This window comes from Hoylesella buccalis ATCC 35310, assembly GCF_025151385.1.
GTDB lineage: Bacteria > Bacteroidota > Bacteroidia > Bacteroidales > Bacteroidaceae > Prevotella > Prevotella buccalis.
In genome coordinates this window covers 1446625-1466383 of sequence record NZ_CP102287.1, presented here as the reverse complement: position 1 = coordinate 1466383, position 19759 = coordinate 1446625, and the positions used below count along the sequence as shown (strand labels likewise).

At 47.2% G+C, this 19759-nt stretch carries 23 protein-coding genes and 1 tRNA gene; 16 read left to right on the top strand and 8 right to left on the bottom strand.

Translation table 11 applies throughout. The features are described from left to right. Positions 1-64 precede the first annotated feature (64 nt). Positions 65-409, top strand: coding sequence for an ISAon1 family transposase N-terminal region protein (locus NQ518_RS06245; protein WP_227960382.1), 345 nt, complete (start codon positions 65-67; stop codon positions 407-409). Position 410: 1 nt separating this feature from the next. Then, the gene (locus NQ518_RS06240; RefSeq protein ID WP_419471399.1) at positions 411-1394 is read left to right on the top strand and encodes an ISAon1 family transposase; all 984 of its coding nucleotides are present in this window, start codon (positions 411-413) and stop codon (positions 1392-1394) included. 177 nt (positions 1395-1571) lie between these two features. On the opposite strand, the gene NQ518_RS06235 is transcribed toward NQ518_RS06240, so the two are convergent. Further along, positions 1572-1644: transfer RNA gene (locus NQ518_RS06235), tRNA-Met, on the bottom strand. 525 nt (positions 1645-2169) lie between these two features. Here NQ518_RS06235 and NQ518_RS06230 point away from each other — a divergent pair. From NQ518_RS06230 to NQ518_RS06205, 6 genes are all read left to right on the top strand, one after another. After that, positions 2170-2769: a TetR/AcrR family transcriptional regulator gene (locus tag NQ518_RS06230; RefSeq protein WP_004348094.1), complete on the top strand. Its 600-nt coding sequence runs from the start codon at positions 2170-2172 to the stop codon at positions 2767-2769. Positions 2770-2817: 48 nt separating this feature from the next. Continuing rightward, entirely contained in the window at positions 2818-3570 is a 753-nt protein-coding gene (gene fabG, locus NQ518_RS06225; RefSeq protein ID WP_227206903.1) for a 3-oxoacyl-[acyl-carrier-protein] reductase, read from the top strand. A gap of 481 nt (positions 3571-4051) precedes the next feature. Continuing rightward, positions 4052-4735 (top strand): RluA family pseudouridine synthase, encoded by a 684-nt coding sequence (locus tag NQ518_RS06220; protein ID WP_227206901.1) that lies wholly within the window; start codon positions 4052-4054, stop codon positions 4733-4735. 7 nt (positions 4736-4742) lie between these two features. Beyond that, positions 4743-5438 (top strand): (d)CMP kinase, encoded by a 696-nt coding sequence (cmk, locus tag NQ518_RS06215; protein ID WP_004348097.1) that lies wholly within the window; start codon positions 4743-4745, stop codon positions 5436-5438. Positions 5439-5528: 90 nt separating this feature from the next. Beyond that, complete coding sequence (locus NQ518_RS06210) at positions 5529-6170, top strand: DKNYY domain-containing protein (RefSeq protein ID WP_040562204.1); 642 nt, start codon at positions 5529-5531, stop codon at positions 6168-6170. 106 nt (positions 6171-6276) lie between these two features. Continuing rightward, positions 6277-6510 (top strand): YecH family metal-binding protein, encoded by a 234-nt coding sequence (locus NQ518_RS06205; protein WP_004348101.1) that lies wholly within the window; start codon positions 6277-6279, stop codon positions 6508-6510. Positions 6511-6964: 454 nt separating this feature from the next. Here the strand turns inward: NQ518_RS06205 and porQ are convergent, their stop codons facing one another. Further along, positions 6965-7909: a type IX secretion system protein PorQ gene (porQ, locus tag NQ518_RS06200; protein ID WP_004348102.1), complete on the bottom strand. Its 945-nt coding sequence runs from the start codon at positions 7907-7909 to the stop codon at positions 6965-6967. Positions 7910-8058: 149 nt separating this feature from the next. Between porQ and NQ518_RS06195 the strand changes: the two genes are divergently transcribed. The 5 genes from NQ518_RS06195 (at position 8059) to NQ518_RS06175 (ending at position 12796) form a co-directional block, all read left to right on the top strand. After that, positions 8059-8775 carry an energy transducer TonB gene (locus NQ518_RS06195; RefSeq protein ID WP_227960434.1) on the top strand — a complete coding sequence of 239 codons (717 nt, stop codon included), beginning with the start codon at positions 8059-8061 and terminating at the stop codon, positions 8773-8775. A 24-nt stretch (positions 8776-8799) separates the two neighbouring features. Then, positions 8800-9774 (top strand): polyprenyl synthetase family protein, encoded by a 975-nt coding sequence (locus NQ518_RS06190; RefSeq protein WP_227960436.1) that lies wholly within the window; start codon positions 8800-8802, stop codon positions 9772-9774. Positions 9775-9852: 78 nt separating this feature from the next. Beyond that, positions 9853-10557, top strand: coding sequence for a hypothetical protein (locus NQ518_RS06185; RefSeq protein ID WP_227960438.1), 705 nt, complete (start codon positions 9853-9855; stop codon positions 10555-10557). Between the two features lie 163 nt (positions 10558-10720). Continuing rightward, entirely contained in the window at positions 10721-11545 is an 825-nt protein-coding gene (locus tag NQ518_RS06180; protein WP_227960439.1) for a TatD family hydrolase, read from the top strand. 3 nt (positions 11546-11548) lie between these two features. After that, positions 11549-12796, top strand: coding sequence for an acyloxyacyl hydrolase (locus tag NQ518_RS06175; RefSeq protein ID WP_260107763.1), 1248 nt, complete (start codon positions 11549-11551; stop codon positions 12794-12796). Positions 12797-12828: 32 nt separating this feature from the next. Here NQ518_RS06175 and NQ518_RS06170 read toward each other — a convergent pair whose 3' ends face one another. Continuing rightward, positions 12829-13758, bottom strand: coding sequence for a hypothetical protein (locus tag NQ518_RS06170; protein WP_227960443.1), 930 nt, complete (start codon positions 13756-13758; stop codon positions 12829-12831). Positions 13759-13778: 20 nt separating this feature from the next. Continuing rightward, a complete protein-coding gene (locus NQ518_RS06165) occupies positions 13779-14426 on the bottom strand; it encodes a porin family protein (protein WP_227960445.1) in 648 nt (215 codons plus the stop codon). A 518-nt stretch (positions 14427-14944) separates the two neighbouring features. Between NQ518_RS06165 and NQ518_RS06160 the strand changes: the two genes are divergently transcribed. Genes NQ518_RS06160 through NQ518_RS06150 form a run of 3 tightly spaced genes read left to right on the top strand, consistent with a single transcriptional unit; the run spans position 14945 to position 17329 of the window. Further along, on the top strand, positions 14945-15520 hold the full coding sequence (locus NQ518_RS06160) for a hypothetical protein (RefSeq protein ID WP_227960447.1): 576 nt from the start codon (positions 14945-14947) through the stop codon (positions 15518-15520). Further along, positions 15510-16055, top strand: a complete 546-nt coding sequence (locus NQ518_RS06155) for an RNA polymerase sigma factor (protein ID WP_227206885.1) — start codon at positions 15510-15512, stop codon at positions 16053-16055. The genes NQ518_RS06160 and NQ518_RS06155 overlap by 11 nt, the downstream gene beginning before the upstream one ends. Then, complete coding sequence (locus tag NQ518_RS06150) at positions 16052-17329, top strand: outer membrane beta-barrel protein (protein ID WP_227960449.1); 1278 nt, start codon at positions 16052-16054, stop codon at positions 17327-17329. Before NQ518_RS06155 ends, NQ518_RS06150 begins: the two co-directional genes overlap by 4 nt. 71 nt (positions 17330-17400) lie before the next feature. Here NQ518_RS06150 and NQ518_RS06145 read toward each other — a convergent pair whose 3' ends face one another. The 4 genes from NQ518_RS06145 to NQ518_RS06130 all read right to left on the bottom strand — a co-directional run bounded on the left by NQ518_RS06145 (position 17401) and on the right by NQ518_RS06130 (position 19670). Further along, positions 17401-17784, bottom strand: coding sequence for a hypothetical protein (locus NQ518_RS06145; RefSeq protein WP_227960451.1), 384 nt, complete (start codon positions 17782-17784; stop codon positions 17401-17403). A gap of 154 nt (positions 17785-17938) precedes the next feature. Then, positions 17939-18436, bottom strand: coding sequence for a 3'-5' exonuclease (locus tag NQ518_RS06140; RefSeq protein WP_227960453.1), 498 nt, complete (start codon positions 18434-18436; stop codon positions 17939-17941). Between the two features lie 50 nt (positions 18437-18486). After that, the gene (gene ribH / locus NQ518_RS06135) at positions 18487-18963 is read right to left on the bottom strand and encodes a 6,7-dimethyl-8-ribityllumazine synthase (RefSeq protein ID WP_004348118.1); all 477 of its coding nucleotides are present in this window, start codon (positions 18961-18963) and stop codon (positions 18487-18489) included. Between the two features lie 5 nt (positions 18964-18968). Then, positions 18969-19670: a tetratricopeptide repeat protein gene (locus tag NQ518_RS06130; protein ID WP_227960455.1), complete on the bottom strand. Its 702-nt coding sequence runs from the start codon at positions 19668-19670 to the stop codon at positions 18969-18971. Positions 19671-19759 lie beyond the last annotated feature (89 nt).

The window sequence follows — 19759 nt, the reverse complement described above, 5'->3', positions numbered from 1 at the left end:
AACCCAGTTGCAACCCTCTCCCTCTCATGCACATAATTTCATAAGTATTTGTTATCTTTGCATCATGAAGACCGAGCAATTGTTGCGTTGTATCTTTCCAGAGATACTCGCAGATTATTTTGATGTGATAGATATCCAAGAGAGTATTTCCCAGATAGACTTCTGGTTGGATGAGCGTAACTTTATGGAAGAGGTTGACCGCAAGTCCGGCACGGTAAGCAGTTACGGCTTTACCGCCGAACGGGTTGTCCATGACTTTCCCCTTCGTGGCAAGCCCGTTTACCTTCATGTCCGCCGTCGAAAATGGCGTGACAGTTCCACGGGTGAGATATTCAGTTATTCTTACGATGACTTGACAACTGAGGGCAGCAAACTTTCCCCTGAGTTCGTTTCTTTTTTAAAAGAATAGAATTGAGTCTACTGCGGAGAGCATTACAGGTATCGGCTCTCACTATGGCGTAGACGGCAAGCAGCTTTCCACCCAATACAAGGAGCATTTCAGCGATTATCGCCAGTGGGAGCAGTTGTCGCATGCGGGAGACTGGCTGCTGTTTGATGAGAACCTGGGAGAGAGCCTGAGTATCGATGAGACTTGTCTGAGCAGCGGTGAGGTCTATACGTTTCTGACCAACAAGGCTGGCAAAGGTGGCAGGGGTACGCTGGTAGCTGTGGTCAGGGGAACAAAAGCCGAAGATGTGATTCGTGTTCTGGAAAAGATTGACCTTTCCAAAAGAAAGACTGTCAAGGAGATAACGCTCGACTTGTCTTCCTCTATGATGATCATTGCGCGCACGGTGTTCCCCAAGGCACTCATCACCAATGACAGGTTTCATGTGCAGAAGCTTTACTATGACGCTTTGGACGACATGCGCATAGCCTACAGGTGGATGGCAAGGGACAGAGAAAATGAGGAGATGAAGGAAGCCAAAGCCAAGAACGAAACCTACAGGCCATTCAGATACAGCAACGGTGACACACGCAAGCAACTGCTTGCCAGGGCGAAGTTTATACTGACTAAACACAAGTCAAAGTGGACAGAATCGCAAAGGCTAAGGGCTGAAATAATCTTTGAAAACTACCCGGAACTCAAAAAAGCCTATGACCTGGCCATGGAACTTACCGATATTTATAATGCCAGAAGCATCAAGGACGCTGCAAGATTGAAACTGGCTAAGTGGTTTAACGAGGTAGAGAAGTTGGGCGTGGATAATTTCTATACGGTAATTGACACCTTTAAGAACCATTATGATACCATACTCAATTTCTTTGTCAACAGAGCCACAAATGCCAATGCTGAATCCTTCAACGCAAAAGTCAAAGCCTTCAGGGCACAGTTCAGGGGAGTAACGGATATTCCTTTCTTCCTTTATAGGCTTATGAAATTATGTGCATGAGGGGGAGAGGGTTGCAACTGGGTTTTACGACTGACCCCTCCTTTTCCTCGAATTATGATATAGACGAATCGTGTTTCAGCACAATTGCAGTTCATGATGACGTGCTGCATGCGTCCTGTCATACCCAAACGAAAAACGCTTGAAACTCCTTATTTACAGGACTTCCAAGCGTTATAGTTGCGGAGACATGACTCGAACATGTGACCTCCAGGTTATGAGCCTGGCGAGCTACCAACTGCTCCACTCCGCGATGTTGTTTTCTTGTTTGCGATTGCAAAGGTACGGCTTTTTTGCGAGATAAACAAATATTTCTTTCTTAATTTTGTTGAAATATGGTAGATAATCCTTCTAAATGATTAGAAATCAGTTGGATAATACGGATGTCATCCTGCGTATCTATTCAACGGTAGTATAAACCATCTTGCCTCAGTCTTTCATTTCTCGCAAAACATACCTCAAAGACCTTTGAAAATGCGGTATGTTTTCGTGTTTTCAATAGCATTGACTTTGGACGCCAAAGTCAATGCAATTGGACGTCAAAGTCAATGAGTTTGGATGCCAATGTCATTGACATTGGTTTTCGGGGTGGATGCGCTTGTGTGCCAGTTGGATGGTTTACTCAAACTAAATCACTAAATAATGGACGCCCATCCTGTAAAGAGTGTCTTAAAAAACCTTTTTTCTGTCTTGTATGCTTGCACGCATAAAATAAAAAACATACATTTGCACATCATAGAAGGTTTGTGCAATCAACCTGAAGAAAGGAGGAAAATAGATGTCAATATCAAAAACAAGACGGTTATTGGTGGACGTGGCGAGGCAATTGTTTGCCAAGAATGGCGTGGCCAATACCACCATGAATGACATTGCGTTGGCCTCTGGTAAGGGGAGACGCACGCTGTACACCTATTTTAGTTCCAAGGAGGCTGTGTTCTATGCAGTCATCGAGTCTGAACTCGAACGCCTCAGTGACAAGTTGGATGAGGTGGCCAACAAGAAGATTGCGCCACAAGATAAGATCATCGAACTCATTTATACCCATCTCAGTATGATACGCGAAACGGTGGTGCGCAATGGCAACTTGCGCGCAGAGTTCTTCCGTAACATCTGGATGGTGGAGAAGATGAGGAAGAATTTTGATGAAGATGAGATTGAACTCTTCCGTCGCGTATATTCGGAAGGGAAGGAGGATGGAGAGTTCGACATCGAGAACGTTCAATTGGTGGCCGACATCACGCATTATTGCATCAAAGGACTTGAGGTGCCATTCATCTACGGACGCTTGGGACATGGACTGACAGAAGAGAGTAGCAAGCCACTGGTTGCCAAGGTGGTTTACGGTGCTTTGGGCAAGTTGAGTCCTAAAAAAGAGTAGCAAGAAATTCACAATCAAATATTAACTTCAATATTAACACATTCAATTATGGGAATATTAACAGGAAAAACAGCCCTCATCACAGGTGCTGCACGCGGAATAGGAAAGGCCATCGCCATGCGATTCGCTCAGGAAGGTGCCAACATCGCATTCACAGATTTAGTGATTGACGAAGAACATGGCGGTAAAGAAACCGAGCGTGAGCTTGCCGCATTGGGCGTACAAGCGAAAGGTTATGCGGGCAATGCTGCCGATTTTGAAAGTACAGCCGCATTGGTTAGTCAAATTAAAGAAGAATTCGGATCTATTGACATCTTGGTCAACAATGCTGGTATCACCAAAGATGGCTTGATGTTGCGCATGACCGAGGCTCAATGGGACGCCGTGATTAACGTCAACTTGAAAAGCGCGTTCAATTTCATCCATGCTTGTGTGCCTGTCATGATGCGTCAACGCCAAGGTTCTATCATCAACATGGCTTCCGTGGTGGGTGTTCATGGCAATGCCGGTCAGGCTAATTACGCCGCATCAAAGGCGGGTATGATTGCGTTGGCTAAGTCGGTTGGGCAGGAAATGGGTCCCAAAGGCATCCGTGCTAACGCCATTGCACCGGGATTTATCGATACGGCTATGACCCAGACATTGCCTGAGAAGATTCGTCAGGAGTGGATTGATAAGATTCCTTTGCGCCGTGGTGGCACGGTTGAGGATATTGCCAGCTGTGCATTGTTCTTGGCTTCCGACCTCTCAAGCTACATCAGCGGCCAGGTAATCCAGGTTGATGGGGGGATGAATATGTAGAGTTTTTGAGAGTTGACGAGTTGACGAGTTCACAAGTTGACGAGTTAATAGTTTCGTTATCTGGCGCGTTAACAAAAGGTCTAACAGCTTGTTAACTCGTCAACAAAATGACAAGCTCACGAATAAATAGTTTCGTTATTGGCCAAATCAATAAAAGGTCTAACAGCTTGTCAACTTGTTAACTCGTTAACTAAAATGATAAGCAGACGAGTACATAGTTTCGTTATTGGGCAAGTCAATAAAAGGTCTAACAGCTTGTCAACTTGTTAACTCGTTAACTAAAATGATAAGCAGACGAGTACATAGTTTCGTTATTGGCCAAATCAATAAAAGGTCTAACAGCTTGTCAACTTGTTAACTCGTTAACTAAAATGATAAGCAGACGAGTACATAGTTTCGTTATTGGCCAAATCAATAAAAGGTCTAACAGCTTGTCAACTTGTTAACTTGTCAACTTGTCAACTAAATAACCAATCCTTCCATGCTCCCTCTTTACGAAGACAATCACATCATTATTGTTTCCAAGCGGAGCGGTGAAATTGTTCAAGGTGATAAAACCGGAGATGAACCGCTTTCGGAAACAGTTAAACAGTACATCAAGGAGAAATACCACAAGCCGGGAAATGTTTTCTTGGGCGTGGTTCATCGTCTTGACCGTCCTGTTTGGGGACTTGTTGTCTTCGCCAAAACATCCAAGGCGTTGACACGACTCAACAAGATGTTCAAGGAAGGACAGGTACATAAAACGTATTGGGCCATCACCAAGAATGCGCCACCAGCAGAAGAAGGTGTGCTGACCGATTGGTTGGTGCGCAACGAACGGCAGAACAAGAGTTATGCGCATCCGCAAGAGGTGCCAAATGCGAAGAAAGCAGTACTCAAATATCGTGTCATCGCCCATTCGGATCGTTATCATCTTATAGAGGTGAACTTGCTGACAGGGCGACATCACCAGATTCGTTGTCAACTTGCTAATATGGGATGTGTTATCAAGGGCGACCTAAAATATGGCGCACCTCGCAGCAATCCCGATGGCAGCATCAGTCTGTTGGCACGCCGAATAATGTTTGTTCACCCCGTTTCAAAAGAAAATATTGTTGTTGAGGCTCCGTTGCCGCCCAATGATAAATTGTGGGAGGCATTGGCATCGGCCGTTATACCCTAAATAAGATATGAAGAAAATCGTGATTGCCATTGACGGCTATTCATCATGTGGCAAAAGTACCATGGCCAAAAATTTGGCTCGCCAGTTAGGATATGTCTATGTAGACACGGGTGCTATGTACCGCGCCGTGACGCTCTATGCGCTGCGCCATCAGTTGTTTGAAGCCGATGGTGAGGCGGATGCGGCATCCTTGCAACGGGCCATGCCTGACATCCGCATTTCTTTCCAATTCAATGCACAGACGGGCAAGCCCGACACTTACCTGAATGACGAGCTAGTGGAACAAGAAATCAGGACGATGCAGGTGAGCGAAAAGGTTAGTAAGATTGCGGCTCTCCCCTTTGTCCGCACTGCCTTGGTGGCTCAACAACAGCGCATGGGTGTGGACAAGGGCATCGTGATGGATGGTCGTGACATCGGAACGGTGGTGTTTCCGCATGCCGAACTCAAAATATTTGTAACGGCTTCTGCCGAAGTTCGTGCGCAACGTCGCTATGATGAGTTGCAGCAAAAGGGCATGTCTGCTCGTTATGACGACATATTGAAGAACGTGCAAGAGCGCGATTACATCGACTCTCATCGTGAGGTGTCGCCTCTTCGCAAGGCTGATGATGCCATCGAACTGGACAACAGTAACCTGACGATTGATGAACAACAACAATGGTTGTTGCATCAAGTAGACAAAGTGCTTCAACAGGGGTAGTGATGACCCTTTTTGACAGTTGTCCTTCTCATAGACAAAGCTCTCGTTGGATGTAACGATATACAAATTTAATTTTAAACAATTATGAAGATGAGCAAATCGATTTCATTTAGTTCGGCCTTTCGCCTCTTGGCCCTTGCGCTGTTTGTTACGCTCACTGTCCAAGTAAAGGCGCAGCGTCGTCCTGCCGATTACCAAGTAGCAGGAGGTGTGGTGCTTTATTGCGGCACGCCTTTATCCATGGCCGATGTATATTCTTTTGTCAATTTGGGGCATGGTTATGCTAAAGATGCTTATCATGTTTACTATCTTGGCGATGTGTTGCGGTATGTTGATCCTCGTACATTCAGGTTAAAACGTGATGACTACCATCGTCCGTACGATGGTGATGAGGGTTTTATGTATCGTACACGGGGGTATATGATTATGTCGCATGCCGTGCTGTTCAATGGCAAGAACGTAGAAGGAGCCTCGGCGCGAAGCTTTCAAGACCTGGGTGGATATTACGGAAAAGATACTTTCAACGTGTTCTATATGGGACGCAAGCTGTCTGGTGCCAGCGGTAATTCGTTTCGGTATTTAGGCGATGGTTATGCGAAAGATTCTTTTGACGTTTATTTCATGGGCCGTAAAGTTAACGGTGCCAGTGCTAGTTCCTTTCAAGTTGTGGGCGATGGCTATGCCGAAGATACTTTCAACACCTATTATCAAGGGCAGAAAATCGCTGACTAAACTCACCAAACTTATCAGCTTACGAACTTATAAACTCACCAAACTCATAAACATATAATCTCACAAACTCACCAACTTATAAACTTATAAACTCAAAAACTCACAAATGATACATGGACATGAAGTCCTGCAAATGATGCAGGGAAACAGCTATTCAAGCAAAGAAGAATTAGTAAAAGCAATTATCAGTCGTTTCGGAGAAGTCGAACGCTTTTATACTTGTTCGGCAGAAGGAATGACAGCGGCGCAGTTGGTCGACTTTCTCGAGCAGCGCGGCAAGTTTAAGCCTGCGCATTCAGATGGTTTTACCGTTGATACGTCAAAAGTGTGTAACCATTAAAGCGGCAAACTTGCACCTTTATTTTTCTTATCAATAAAGGTATCAACGCCCTCCTGATTTTTGATAAAATACAAGGCGAAAAACAGAAAACTGTACGTTTTTTCGGCTCTATAATTTCAATATTCGCCAACGCAAGGTAAGTTGCTTCCAAATACGCTGAAAATAGGAGGCGTTGATAATCAGCAATATAGGCTCTTTGCTCACCAGAATCTCATCTGTTTTCTTGGTAAAAGCACTGCTTTTGTGCCTTTTTGAGCGTGTAATAAGCTATCTTTTGCCCTCTTATTGCTATGCTTTTGTACGATAAAGTCATTGAGTTTGCATGTTAAAAGCTTTGCTTTTGAATGCAAAGAGGATAAAACGTGTCAAATAAGGCACATGAAATAACCTGTTTGATGCTAATTTACAGAAAACTCAGTACAAAAAACCGACGTATCTGAGCAGTAAGTTTTCTTTATAATTGAAACGCTGTACTGATAACAATCGACTGGCTTGAAACGTGATACTTGCCGTAGGCCAGGTTCAACTTAAAGCGGTTGAGGTTGATGCCTGCGCCACATGAGAAGCCTGCACCGTGGTTGCTCTCCTCGTCTGTGCCGGCAATGGTCATCTCGTCGGCACGCCGGAAGTTGTAACCAGCACCCACCCAAATGCGGTCAGACAGCAGAATATCAATGCCGCCCACCAGGTGATTCATGAATTTATAGTTCCAATGCGTGAGGTCAACCAGTGTGGCGTGAAACCGTAGTGGCGTGTGTACCAGTCTTTTGCTTACGCCAAGCTGCACGTCTAAGGGCATGCTTTCGTAGGTGTCGTCGTAGCTTTTGAGCTGTCCGCCCAGGTTTTTGGCCACGAACGACAGTGACAGTTCGCGCTCAGCATCGTAATAATTAAGTCCGAGGTCAACGCCCATGGCCAGCGAGTTGTAGCCGGCGATGTACGAGGTGATGAACTTAGCGGTGATACCTCCGGCCAATTGGTCGGTGAGCAGGTACGAGAAATAGCCAGACAAGGCAATGTCTTTGGCCGAAAATTCGCCAAGTTGCTGGTTCTCGGCCGTGGTTTGTTTCATTTTACCATAGTCAATGTATAGTGCGGAAACGGCTGCCGAGGCCCGCTCTTTAATCACTTTGTTGAACGCAGCGCTCAACATGTTGGTCCCGGCCATATAGTTCATGTAGTTCAGGTTGATGGTCTTGTCGCTCACAGTCGACAGCAGTGCCGGGTTATGGAATATCAGTGCCTCGTCGTCTTCCACCAACGAGATGTTCTCACCCCCCAATGCTGAGGCGTGAGCACTTGCTGGTAGACGTAGAAAGTTGTACACATTCTTACTTTCTTGCGCGACGGTGGTTGTGGCAACTGCTGTGAGCAAGAGGACGAAAAGGGCTTTTTTCATTTATTTTTCCTAATTTATGGGCAAAGATACTACTATTTTCAAATAACTCGTTATCTTTGTACATCTAATCTGTTTGGTAAACAACGTAAAAAAGAAGTGTTTATTGCGGTCGTTCAGCAGTCATTGCACGGCGTCCGATTATTCTCATCGTGAAGCAACAAAAATCAGACATCCCCACAGTAGAAGAGCATCGTGCCACGGCATTCTTGCTGGGGCTCGTGTTGATTCTGTCGGTCTTGTATGTGGCATTTCAATACAATAGCGCACCGCAAGGCATGGCTTTGTCTGACCAATCGCTTGACGAGCTGGTGCAAGATATCGAATTGCACCCCGCCATGGATGACAAGGAGATGGTTAACACCATGGCCGTTCAACCGCCACAAAAAACCTTCAGCGAACGAATCAAGGCGGTGGATCAGCCGCTGAAACAACAAATTGAGAAACTATCGGCTTCCACTACCAGTCCACTCTTGGTTGGTGATGGCGAGGCCGAGGCGTTGAATGCCAAGCTGTCGGCGGCACTTCCACCCGTCCCCGTGGCCTCTGAACAGCCCTTAAACTTTCGCATTGTTCAGCAAATGCCCGAGTTTCCCGGTGGTGGATCAGCGTTCATTCAGTGGCTCACGCGTCAACTGCGATATCCACCATTGGCTCAAAGTCAGAGAATACAGGGCAGAGTGGTGGTGTCGTTCATTGTCAACAAGGACGGAAGCATTGCCGATGTGAAGTTGGAAAAGTCGGTTAATACCCTTCTGGATCGTGAGGCATTGCGCGTCATCCGTATGATGCCCCGGTGGAAACCGGGTGTGCACAACAACCAACCGTGCCGCACCATGGTGGCTGTGCCGGTGGTATTCAAAATTTAGCAATTGATTAAAATACAATAATCTATGATGACATCTCAAGAAATCCTCAAACTGGTTAACAATCATCTCGACAGTTTGGCCGATGAACGGCAACCCCGCCATCTGTACGAACCTATAGAATATGTGCTCAGTCTGGGTGGCAAACGCATCCGACCCACGCTCATGTTGTTGGCTTATAACCTGTATCGGGAACATCCGGAGGACATTCTGATGCCTGCTTGTGGCATCGAAACCTACCATAACTATACGCTCTTGCACGATGACTTGATGGATCAGGCCGACCTACGGCGTGGCCATGAAACCGTTCACAAGCGTTGGGATGCCAACACGGCCATCCTCAGTGGCGACTCAATGCTGGTGCTGGCCTACCAACGCATGGCGCAATGCAGGCCCGACAAGCTGAAAGAGGTCATCGACCTGTTTACACAAACAGCCTTAGAGATAGGTGAAGGACAGCAGTATGATATGGATTTTGAACATCGCAACGATGTTACGGAAGCCGAATACATTGAGATGATTCGTCTCAAGACAAGCGTCTTGCTGGCTTGTGCGTTGAAGATTGGCGCCATCTTGGGCGATGCTTCCGCCGAAGATGCCGATAACTTGTATCGCTTCGGCGAGAAAATAGGCTTGGCATTCCAGCTGCAAGACGACTTTCTGGATGTGTATGGCGACCCTAAAGTCTTTGGTAAGGCCATCGGAGGTGACATCGTCAGCAACAAGAAAACCTACATGCTCATCAACGCTTTCAATAGGGCTAATGCCCAACAACGTGCCGAATTGGAACGTTGGACACAGCTCAAGGACTTTGACAGACAGGAGAAAATCGATGCGGTGACGGCTCTTTACAACGACATGGGCATCGATCGTCTGGCACAAGACAAGATGGCGACCTACTATGAGGAGAGCAAGAAATACCTCGCTGCGGTACATGTGCCAACTGAAAAGAAGCGGGAACTGACGGCTTATGCGCAGCAAATGATGAAAAGAACCTACTAAGGTGGCTCCAATCATCGTCTACAGCTCCTGCAACCCACCTCACCTATAACCTATTCACCCTGTTAAAATTCGTTTGTTTTGCCCTATAGAAGACTCCCAAAGACTGATGCCGCACGATTGAAAGCTCTCAAGACGCTGCTGGACAATAACGATATCTATACCGTTAGGAATAGATTCGTGGACTGGAAGTTGCTCAACAAGGCTCAACAATTGTACGACAGATTGCTCACAGCTTGCGACCAATACCGCATCAGTAAGCAGGTTCAGGCTCGACAGAGCCGAAGGGTGAACAAGCTACAGCGTAATGCTACCCTGTATCTTAGTCATTTCTTGCAAGTTTTGTTCATGTGCGTTGAGCGGGGAGAAATCAAGAATAAGCAGCTACAGCTCTACGGTTTGGAGCCAAATGCAGCGAGTTTGCCCGACATCAAGAATGCAGAAGCCTTGAAAGAGTGGGGGAAAAAGGTGGTAAAGGGAGAGAAAGAGCGAATCAAGAAAGGCGGATGTCCCATCTATAATCCTACTATCAGCATGGTGTTTACGCATCATGACATATTCAAAGAGGCACATGAACAACTGCAAACACTGACGGCCAAGACAAAAAAGACGCAGGAAGAAATCGCCCTCTTGCGCCCAGAGGTAGATGAAGTACTGTTGGATATTTGGAATCAAATAGAGAAACATTTTGAGAACGAACCGCCCGAAGTGCGCTTTCCTGCCTGTCGGAAGCTCGGCGTGGTGTATTATTATCGCAGACACGAGGAGCATCTGTATGGCGAATAGTCTTACCCATGGCTTGCCACAAGGTTGTGGAGCAAATGCAAAAGGCTTGACAGGCAAGTGAAACAAGCGCTTTTCTGCACGTTTTGTCTTTACTAATTCTACGTTCTATAACAACGACTGTCACATTTTATAACAACTTCCGTCACATTCAATCACAATTTTTATGACGACAACTTTCATAGATACACACGCTCATTTGGATGGAGAAGAGTTTCAAGACGACCTTCCCGAGGTTATCGCACGTGCCAAAGCGGCCGGTGTGGAAAAGATATTCGTGCCCGCCATCGACCTTGTTCATTTGTCTGAATTGATGAATGTGTGTCGAAAATATCCCGATACGCTGCATCCCATGATAGGATTGCATCCGGAAGAGGTGAGGGACGACTGGAAGGACGTGTTGAAAAACATGAAACAACACTTGCTTGACAACTTGGTTGGAACGAACGATGAGCCACGATGTATCGCCGTTGGTGAGGTTGGATTGGACTATTATTGGAGCCGAGAATACGAACACGAGCAACTTGAGGCTTTTGAAGAACAAGTGAAGTGGGCCGTGGAATGTCAGCTGCCACTGATGATACACTGCCGAAAGGCGCAAAACGAAATGGTGAAATTGTTACGAAAATACGAAAAAGACTTGCCGGGTGGCGTGTTTCATTGTTTCACTGGTAACGACAAAGAGGCTGCGGAACTGTTGAGCTTCCAACGATTTGTGCTGGGTATTGGCGGCGTGTTGACGTTCAAGAGCAGTAACCTGCGAGAGATGTTGCCCACCCATGTGCCGCTCAACCGCATCGTCTTGGAAACCGACAGTCCGTACATGGCGCCCACTCCCAATCGTGGTAAGCGCAACGAAAGTGCCTTCGTGGCCTTAGTACTGAAGCAGTTGGCACAGAGTTATCAGGTGAGTGAGGAAGAAGTTGCAAGCCAAACCAATGCCAATGTACAACGAGTGTTTGGGGCAGGTGTGATGGATAAAGCCGTTTGATGGATGAGAGTGTTGCCGTTGATTGTAGGATTGCTCTTGATGAGTACCGATGTTTGCGCCGAACAGGCCGACTCGTTGCACCATTATAATTATTCTTTGCAGGTCATGCCTGGTAGGTTAGTCGCCCTTGACCAATACGCTGAACGGTGGATTAAGAAGACGCCAAACCTCTCGTTGGCCGCAGAAATAGGGCGCGTGGCATTGCCTAACGACAGTGATGCCTTTGCTTCTGACTTTGGATATCCATCGCTCACCTTGGGCTTGCGTTACACTTTGAATAATCAAGTGAGCCTACATCGTGACCCAGACCCTGCATGGGGACAGGCAAAAGAGGTGGATTACAATTCTCGTTTGGGCAACACGGTGTCGCTGTATGGTAAGTTTTATCGCCCTTTCTTTCGCCATTTGCGGTGGGAAATGGCCTATTCGTTCAGCTTTGGTGTGGGGTACAGCCACCTAAAGTACAACAAACAAAACAATATTGACAACGAGTTGATTGGGACCCATGCTCTTATTTATTTCGGTGCCGGTGTGCATGCTACCTATCATCTCAACAATCAATGTGGCATACGCGGTGCCATCGAATTCGTCCATCACAGCAATGGTGCTTTATATCGGCCCAACAAAGGTTCCAATGCGGTGGGTACATCCCTTGGAGTGGTGTACGAACCGTATTACAAACAGTTGATTAATACCGCCCATCCTCGTTTTTATCAACCTTTTCAACGCTATTGGTACCTCAATTTTGCAGCAGGCGTAGGTGCTAAAACCATGTTGGAGGATTGGCTCACCACGCAATTTAGAACCGATCCCTCGCATCCTGATTATCGTACCGAACATTTTAAGGTGTATGCAGCCTACTCGTTACAGGCCGACGTGATGTGCCGTTATGCGCGCAGGTGGGCCTCGGGTGTGGGCATTGATTGGTTTTATGGAACCTATGCTTCGCACATTGCCGACTTAGATGCGCGGCAAGGCAACGTTGCCAAGCACAGTCCGTGGTCGTTAGGAATCGCTGCCAAGCACGAAGTGTTCTATCACCGGCTGTCGCTGGGCCTGTCGTTTGGCTGGTACTTGCACCGACAGATGGGCTACAACGCTTTGTTCAACGAATCGAAATATTACGAACGCATTGGCTTGCATTATGCCTTTCCGGTGCTGGGCGGATTGAAAGCGGGCATCAACATCAAAGCCCATCAAACCAAAGCCGACCTCACGGAGCTGGTCGTTGCCATTCCCGTGAGGTTGTAGGTCAATCGCTGTCTTAACAACTTGATGGCTTGTCAGTTCCTCATCCATTCATCGTTGGCCTTTGGGGTGACAATCTGTAGCTTGTCGTCGTTGAGCCGAACGACATATTTGTCTGTGGTGTTGCTGATGCTGTCAGCCACATTCAGTTCCAGTTGACCTGTCTGAAGGGTGGTTAACTGGTTGCATCGATTTTCCCATTTGATATTTTTGGGGTCTTCGAGAAAGGCACCATGGGTGACCACGGTGATGGGTGAGGTGAACTGGTAGGTCATGCGCAGCTTAGGTTTGGCGTAACTTTCCAGCATTCCGCTTCCCGACAGTTCAAAAATAAATAAGTCAACCTTCGTCTTCCACCATTCTACGGTGAGCGGTTTGTTGGTCACTTGGAAGGTTTTGTCGTACGGTTCGTATTTGATATATTCGTCATCATACACTCGGGTCTTTGTCTTTTGACTGTTCTTCATGTAGAGCAGTGCCTTGGGGAGGCACGAACTTTCACTTATCGTCCATTGCTGTGCGTAGATGTTGTCAATGGTGAGAAAGAAAATCAGCTCTACATCCAAGTGCTCCACGACCGCTTGAATCTTCCATGTATCACCTTCGGGGCGGGTGTAACTGATGGTATAGTTGTTCCTTCCAGGCATGTTCCAGGCCTTCAGCATATAGATGTCTTCCAGGTTCTTGGGGTCTTTCTGCTTCACGATGTTGATGTTTTTGAAGTAAAGCGCGTTCACCGAGTCACGACCTTCGAGGGTGTTTTGGCGGATATATTCCCTGAACATGCGCGTGTAAGCGATGATGTCGGTAAAATATTCGAGGTATTCTTCGGTGTATCCGTATGCCCGATATCCGGCTTTCGTCGCCGTGGTGCTTTCGTCACTGTTGTTGTATTCGGTCAAGCCTCTTTCACATCCCGAAAGAACCAGTATGGCCATGATGCCTGTCAATAGTTTTGTTTTCATTTTTCTGTCTGTGTTTGTTTTTAAAATCTGTAACCCATGCCGGCCCTAAGCGAGCCCATTTGATAAGAGCCCAGTTCGCCAAAGCCATACAACTTGGTGCCAATCATGAAACCAAACAAGGTAAAATCGGCTGCGATGTTGTACGAACTGGTGAAGTTGTGGTCGGTATAACTTTTGTATAACAGCTGCCCCACACCGAGCGATAGGCCGCTGTAAAAGCAATGTTTCGCCCGAATGGCATAATAATATCTCATACTTGCCATCAACGCCGTATGGTGCAGGTTGAAACTATAGGCATGGTTGCCAGTCGTGGTTTCGAAGCATTGTCGCCACATATGGTGATAGGAGGCTTGCAAACCCACGGCCCAATGTTTGCTGAAGTGATAGTGTAGACCCAGGGAGAAAATGGGTGAGGTGCGTTCACCCTTGAGGTAGTACTTGCCCCAGTGGTACTTGTCCAAAGGCGTTTCATTGGGCAGCGATGTAGAGGGGTAGCCGAAAAAGTTGGAAGCGTCTTCGATAGGCATACCCACAGCGAATGTTACCTCATATTTTTGATACGGATAACCCTTGTTTTCTGGTTGTTGTGCCCACAAAGGCGAGGTGGCGAAAAGCAGCAGAGCCGTTGCTACGAAATGCCTTTTCGCATGGTAGAATTTTTCTTTCATCGTGTTTGTTAATTTGACTTTTTATAACTAAACACAATAAGTGGTAAAATCTTGCATCGACTCTGCCATTTTTTTTATTTTTTTGATTTGAACCATGCCGTACCCCGCCTATTGAGGCTGTATTTCAATCTCCATGCTTTTAGCTGCCAAACTCAATGCTTTTAGCTGCCAAACCCAATGACTTTGAATGCCAAACTCAATGCTATTGGAAGTAGAAATCTTGTGATTGTGCAACGTATTGATTATCAAATTGTTATTGTTCGCTCGGCAGATTCGTTCCATTCGCAGAACGCTTGCGTTCATTATCTTGTTCAGTTCATTGGTTTGATTGGATTCATTCGTAGTTCCACGACATCGCCTTTAAATGTAAGAACCATAGCTGAAACAAAATAAATGGCAAAAACTTGCGATTGCCATGCAAGATTTTTTATATTTGTAGTTATAATGATGAAAGGTAACTGTATTCAAGGTAGAAATCAAGGGGATGATGCCGGGAATGCAGAAGAGATAAAATGAGAATGATGAAATATGTTTTTTACTTCTTGATAGGTCTGCTGTGCGCGAGTTGTGCGGTTGGTGACGGGGACGAAATGGGCCTTGGAACCTTGGATTCAGCGCATCTGTCGCCAGAATATTACGGGCAGTTTGAAGGGATATGGAGCATCAATGGTCAGAACATTGGCTCGGCTGAATTAGAGATGGGCCTGCAACAAGTGTATTCAACCCTGCCGTTGGCCCACGACGTGCAACAGACCATCGCGCGCAAACTGGGCGTTGAGGCGTTGGACGATGTGCGGAGTGGCAGCTATAGTGTGTCTTATTTGGAAACCGCTTACTCGGCCAGTTCGCGCTATTTTACGCTCTTGCCACACGATGTCGAGATAACGGTGAAGGCCAAGGGCCACACACACAAGGTGCAGTTGGTTATGGAACTGAACAATAGCAAGGCGGTGTACGACAAGCAGACCACGGCCTTCGTCGCCTTTTTGCAGTTGGCCGAGGTTCGATTAGACGGGGAGTTGCTGAAGGAATACAAGCCGTCGCAGACCATTCAATTTAAATCTACGAAGAAAACCAGAACAAGTGGAGACTGAAAAAAGTCTTTTGGAGGATATACTTCAAGGTAAACGTACGGCCATGCGCCGGTTGTATGAGCGTTATAGTGGATATGCCATGGCCGTTGGGCTGCGGTATATAGCCGACCGTGACGCTGTGCAAGATGTGTTGCAGGACAGCTTCGTGAAAGTGTTCGCAGCCATCAACGGGTTCAGTTACCGCGGTGAGGGCTCGCTGAAGGCGTGGGTGATGCGAATTGTGGCCAACGAATCGCTGAACTATCTCAAGCAAAACCAGCGGCTACAATTCGTGGATGAGATGCCCGACGTGGCTGATGAGGATGAAGAGGTGGATGTGAAAAACATTCCCATGAGTGTGGTGATGCAGATGATACAGCAGCTCCCTGCTGGCTACAGGACGGTGTTCAACCAGTTTGTGTTCGAGGAGAAAAGCCATCGTGAAATCGCATCAGACCTGGGTATCAAGGAGAGTACATCGGCTTCGCAATATTTTAGGGCGAAAAACTTGTTGGCAAAAATGATTCAAGAATATTCAAAGACGACGACAATATGAAGAATGATGATTGGATAAAAGATATACAACGGCGCATTGCGGACCATCAGGAACCTGTTAAGGATGACTTATGGGCTGGCATTGAACAGGCGCTTGACCAACAAAAGATTGTTGGGAAGCCGGCTGTGGTGATGCGCTGGCGGCGTTATGCAGCAGCGGCGGCCATCGTTTTAGCTTTGATGGGCGGAGCAGGATATGTGCTGTTCAACCATCAAGAACAGATGGGAAAAGAGGTGGCACGGACGGAAACCGAACAGCAACCGGCTGGTTTGCAACCCAGCACCCAACAGATTGAACCGATGGTGCTTGCCGAACAAGCACACGAGTCGGTGGTATCGCGTGTTAAAAAGGCGTTGTCGGCCGTGCGGCGAGGCGCAGATAGTAATCAACCGTTGATGGCTTTGGTGCAGGAAAAGGCGGCAGAACCTTCGGACAGGCCACAAGATTTGATGAATAAGGATATGGAAAAGGGCGGACAACCCGAAGAGTCATCCGCCGAAACAGCAGCCAAAGTAGCTGAACAACCGCAACCATCGGCCGTGCGAAAGAACGAGGGTGGAAGGCCTTCGCAAACGTTTTTGCCTGCCGAGAGGCAGCGCATCCATGGTTCACGCCAGGATGCGAAGGTGACGATGAATCTCTATGCGGCTAATTCGGTGGGTACTTATTCGGGACGTAACGGTCTTGCAGCGCCTGCAGAGATGGTGGCTAACTACAATTTGGCAAAGGCCGCTCCTGAATTGTTCTATGCAGAGGCGGCATCGCCCATCGCCCTTCAGTCACACGAGGAGACGGATCATCACCAGCCAGTGTCGTTTGGATTGACGGCAGGATATGCCCTCAACCAGCGATGGACATTGACATCGGGGTTGGTGTACACGAAACTGTCTTCCGATTTCATTCAAGTATTGGATGACAGTAGGCTTACCCGTCGCCAAACTTTGCACTATGTGGGAATACCACTGAATGTGAATTTCATGGTTTGGGGCAACAAAAAACTAAAAACATACGTCACCGCAGGTGGGCAAGTCGACTTCAATGTGGATGCCAAAACGGTGAAAGAGGGCATCAAACACGACATGCCCAAGGACAAATTGCAGCTGTCTACCCAGGCTGCTTTGGGCTTGCAGTATGACTTTACGCCGCATCTTGGCGCTTATTTCGAGCCTGGCGTGAAATATTACTTCGACAACAAGAGCGAAACGCAGAACTTCTTTAAGGACAAACCGCTGAACGTTCACCTGCAAGTGGGGCTGAGGTGGAACATCCAGTAAGCGTCAGAAGGGGGATTGGGTGTTTGTTCACGCTGGTTGAAAGATGGTTCGGTGCATGCCGTTGTTGCACCTTACCCCCGCATTAGTTTCTGGTGTGCTGGCTCGAACTCTTTGGGATATTTGGCTTGCAGACAGAGGTTGACCAGCGCGTTGGCCAGCAATTCAGCGTCATCCAAGTCAACACCTTGCCCACGCGATATGTCCTTGCCCAGACATACCTCCCAGGTAGCGTTGAAACAGCTGTCTTCAGCACCCACATACGAGTGGTCGGGCTTGTCGCCGGGCATGACCTTGTAACGGATGGCCTTGCTGTTGTTCACTGGTTTCATGGTGAGCAGCATGTCGTATGCCATCTTCAGCTGTGGACGAAACTTGTTGGTTCCGGGAAACATGTCATTGATGACGGGCATGATTTCATCGAATTCGTAGGCTTGTAAAAGGTGAAATAGTTTCATAATTCTTTGATATTGTTGTCTTTATTGTATTCAGTGTGTATGGATGCGTGTGCTGTATGGGTTGAAAGTAGTGGCTTTTAACATCGTTCATCCTATCTGCATGGGGCGTGTGTGCTGGTTTTTAGACACGTTTTTCGTCTTCGTTTCTCGTTCGTCAGAGGATGTTTAATGCGATAACCGAGCAGGCTTCAGCATCGGCTAAGGCGTGGTGATGGTTCACTAAGTTGTAACCCAAATGGGCCGCTACCGTGTGTAACTGGTGATTGGCCAATTCGTGATGGCAGAAAACTCTGCGTGAAGCGATCAACGTACAATAGAAAGGATAGTTGGGATAGGCCATGCCGTAGGATGCAAAGCAGGCCTTCAGGCAGCTCTCATCAAAAGCTTTGTTGTGCGCCACCAATGGAAGGTGCTTGATGAGGGGCGCTATTTCGGCCCACACTTCAGGGAAAGTGGGCGCATCTTGCGTGTCTGAGGGTAAAATACCATGCACGGCGATGTTGCGTGGATGGTAGTAATTGGGGTAAGGACGAATGAGGTGATAGTACGAATCGGTAATCTTCCCATTCTCTACTATCACCACACCTACGCTGCAAACGCTGCTTCTGCAGCTGTTGGCAGTTTCAAAATCTATGGCTGCGAAGTCTTTCAATGTTCGCTGCTGATATGTTCTTTTTGTTTGATGAGCCTTGTTCTGGCTTGTTAAAACTTAGCCATTTTGATGGCTACCACGGCACATTCATCTCCCTTGTTGCCCAGTTTGCCACCGCTTCTGTCTTGAGCTTGCTGCAAATCGTTGGTTGTCAGCAAGCCGAAGACTACCGGTATCTCACTTTTGGCATTGATGTGAGCGATTCCCTGGGTAACACCTTGGCAGATATAGTCAAAGTGGGGCGTCTCTCCACGAATAACACTTCCCAAGATGATGACGGCGTCATACCCGCCATTGAGCACCATCTGATGGGCACCATAGATGAGTTCGAAGCTGCCAGGTACCGTCTTTACATGGATGTTCTCGGGCAAAGTGCCATGTTTCTCGAGCGTAGCTACGCATCCATCCAGTAGGGCACCCGTTATTTCGGGATTCCATTCGGACACCACAATGCCGAAACACATGTTGCTGGCATCAGGCACTTTCGACGCATCGTAGCTGGAGAGGGGGTGTAATGAGGTTGCCATGAGTCTTATCGAGAAGTGCGTTCGATGTATTTGTCAATCTCTCCACTCTGTACAACAGCCGAGTTGACATACGTTTTCTTGATGTCTTGATACATCGATAGTGCATCGCTTTTCTTGTTCTGGCTTTCCAAAATCTTAGCAGCCTGCATCAAGAAAGTAGGCGACAGACTGTTGTTTACGCCGTCATCCCCTTTGCTGTCAGCTTTCTTGGCAGCCTTTTTCAGGTTTTCTACCGCCTTATCCAGTTGGTTGAGGTGTGCGTATGCGTTGCCAAGTGCGGCCAAAGCAGCCGGACTTACCATGGCATCATTGGCACCATTGTATTCGCTCAAGTATTTCACGGCTTCCTTCCACTTGCCCAGGTTGGCATAACAGAGGCCGGCATAGAGGTTGGCCAAGTTGCCTGCATCAGTGCTGCTGTAGTCGCTGGCGACCTTTACAAAGCCTCCATATTTAATCTTGTCGCCGTTAAGCGCTTTTTCATAATCGCCTTCATTGAAATACTGTTGACCCTTACCCAGCTCTGTACTGGCTTTTTCAGCTCGTGGTTTGGAAACGTAAGCATTGTAAAGGAATGCCCCGACGATGATGACAACGAGGGCTACGACTGCAATGATGATGGGCTTTTTGTATTTCTCAAAGAAAGCCTGTGATTGGGTGAGAGTATCTTTGTTTTCCTGATCTCTCTTCACTTGATTGTTTGCCATTTATTGATGATGTTTTTTTATTGTTTTTTCTGATAAGCAGTGACGTCGGTTCCTGACGTGAAGTGCCTTCCCGACTATGATGCGTTGCA

Excerpts from the sequence above, each read along its gene's own strand:
- NQ518_RS06245 (WP_227960382.1), top strand. The coding sequence starts at position 65 with ATGAAGACCGAGCAATTGTTGCGTTGTATCTTTCCAGAGATACTCGCA.
- NQ518_RS06230 (WP_004348094.1), top strand. The coding sequence starts at position 2,170 with ATGTCAATATCAAAAACAAGACGGTTATTGGTGGACGTGGCGAGGCAA.
- fabG (WP_227206903.1), top strand. The coding sequence starts at position 2,818 with ATGGGAATATTAACAGGAAAAACAGCCCTCATCACAGGTGCTGCACGC.
- NQ518_RS06220 (WP_227206901.1), top strand. The coding sequence starts at position 4,052 with ATGCTCCCTCTTTACGAAGACAATCACATCATTATTGTTTCCAAGCGG.
- cmk (WP_004348097.1), top strand. The coding sequence starts at position 4,743 with ATGAAGAAAATCGTGATTGCCATTGACGGCTATTCATCATGTGGCAAA.
- NQ518_RS06210 (WP_040562204.1), top strand. The coding sequence starts at position 5,529 with ATGAGCAAATCGATTTCATTTAGTTCGGCCTTTCGCCTCTTGGCCCTT.
- NQ518_RS06205 (WP_004348101.1), top strand. The coding sequence starts at position 6,277 with ATGATACATGGACATGAAGTCCTGCAAATGATGCAGGGAAACAGCTAT.
- porQ (WP_004348102.1), bottom strand. The coding sequence starts at position 7,909 with ATGAAAAAAGCCCTTTTCGTCCTCTTGCTCACAGCAGTTGCCACAACC.
- NQ518_RS06190 (WP_227960436.1), top strand. The coding sequence starts at position 8,800 with ATGATGACATCTCAAGAAATCCTCAAACTGGTTAACAATCATCTCGAC.
- NQ518_RS06180 (WP_227960439.1), top strand. The coding sequence starts at position 10,721 with ATGACGACAACTTTCATAGATACACACGCTCATTTGGATGGAGAAGAG.
- NQ518_RS06175 (WP_260107763.1), top strand. The coding sequence starts at position 11,549 with ATGAGAGTGTTGCCGTTGATTGTAGGATTGCTCTTGATGAGTACCGAT.
- NQ518_RS06170 (WP_227960443.1), bottom strand. The coding sequence starts at position 13,758 with ATGAAAACAAAACTATTGACAGGCATCATGGCCATACTGGTTCTTTCG.
- NQ518_RS06165 (WP_227960445.1), bottom strand. The coding sequence starts at position 14,426 with ATGAAAGAAAAATTCTACCATGCGAAAAGGCATTTCGTAGCAACGGCT.
- NQ518_RS06160 (WP_227960447.1), top strand. The coding sequence starts at position 14,945 with ATGATGAAATATGTTTTTTACTTCTTGATAGGTCTGCTGTGCGCGAGT.
- NQ518_RS06150 (WP_227960449.1), top strand. The coding sequence starts at position 16,052 with ATGAAGAATGATGATTGGATAAAAGATATACAACGGCGCATTGCGGAC.
- NQ518_RS06145 (WP_227960451.1), bottom strand. The coding sequence starts at position 17,784 with ATGAAACTATTTCACCTTTTACAAGCCTACGAATTCGATGAAATCATG.
- ribH (WP_004348118.1), bottom strand. The coding sequence starts at position 18,963 with ATGGCAACCTCATTACACCCCCTCTCCAGCTACGATGCGTCGAAAGTG.
- NQ518_RS06130 (WP_227960455.1), bottom strand. The coding sequence starts at position 19,670 with ATGGCAAACAATCAAGTGAAGAGAGATCAGGAAAACAAAGATACTCTC.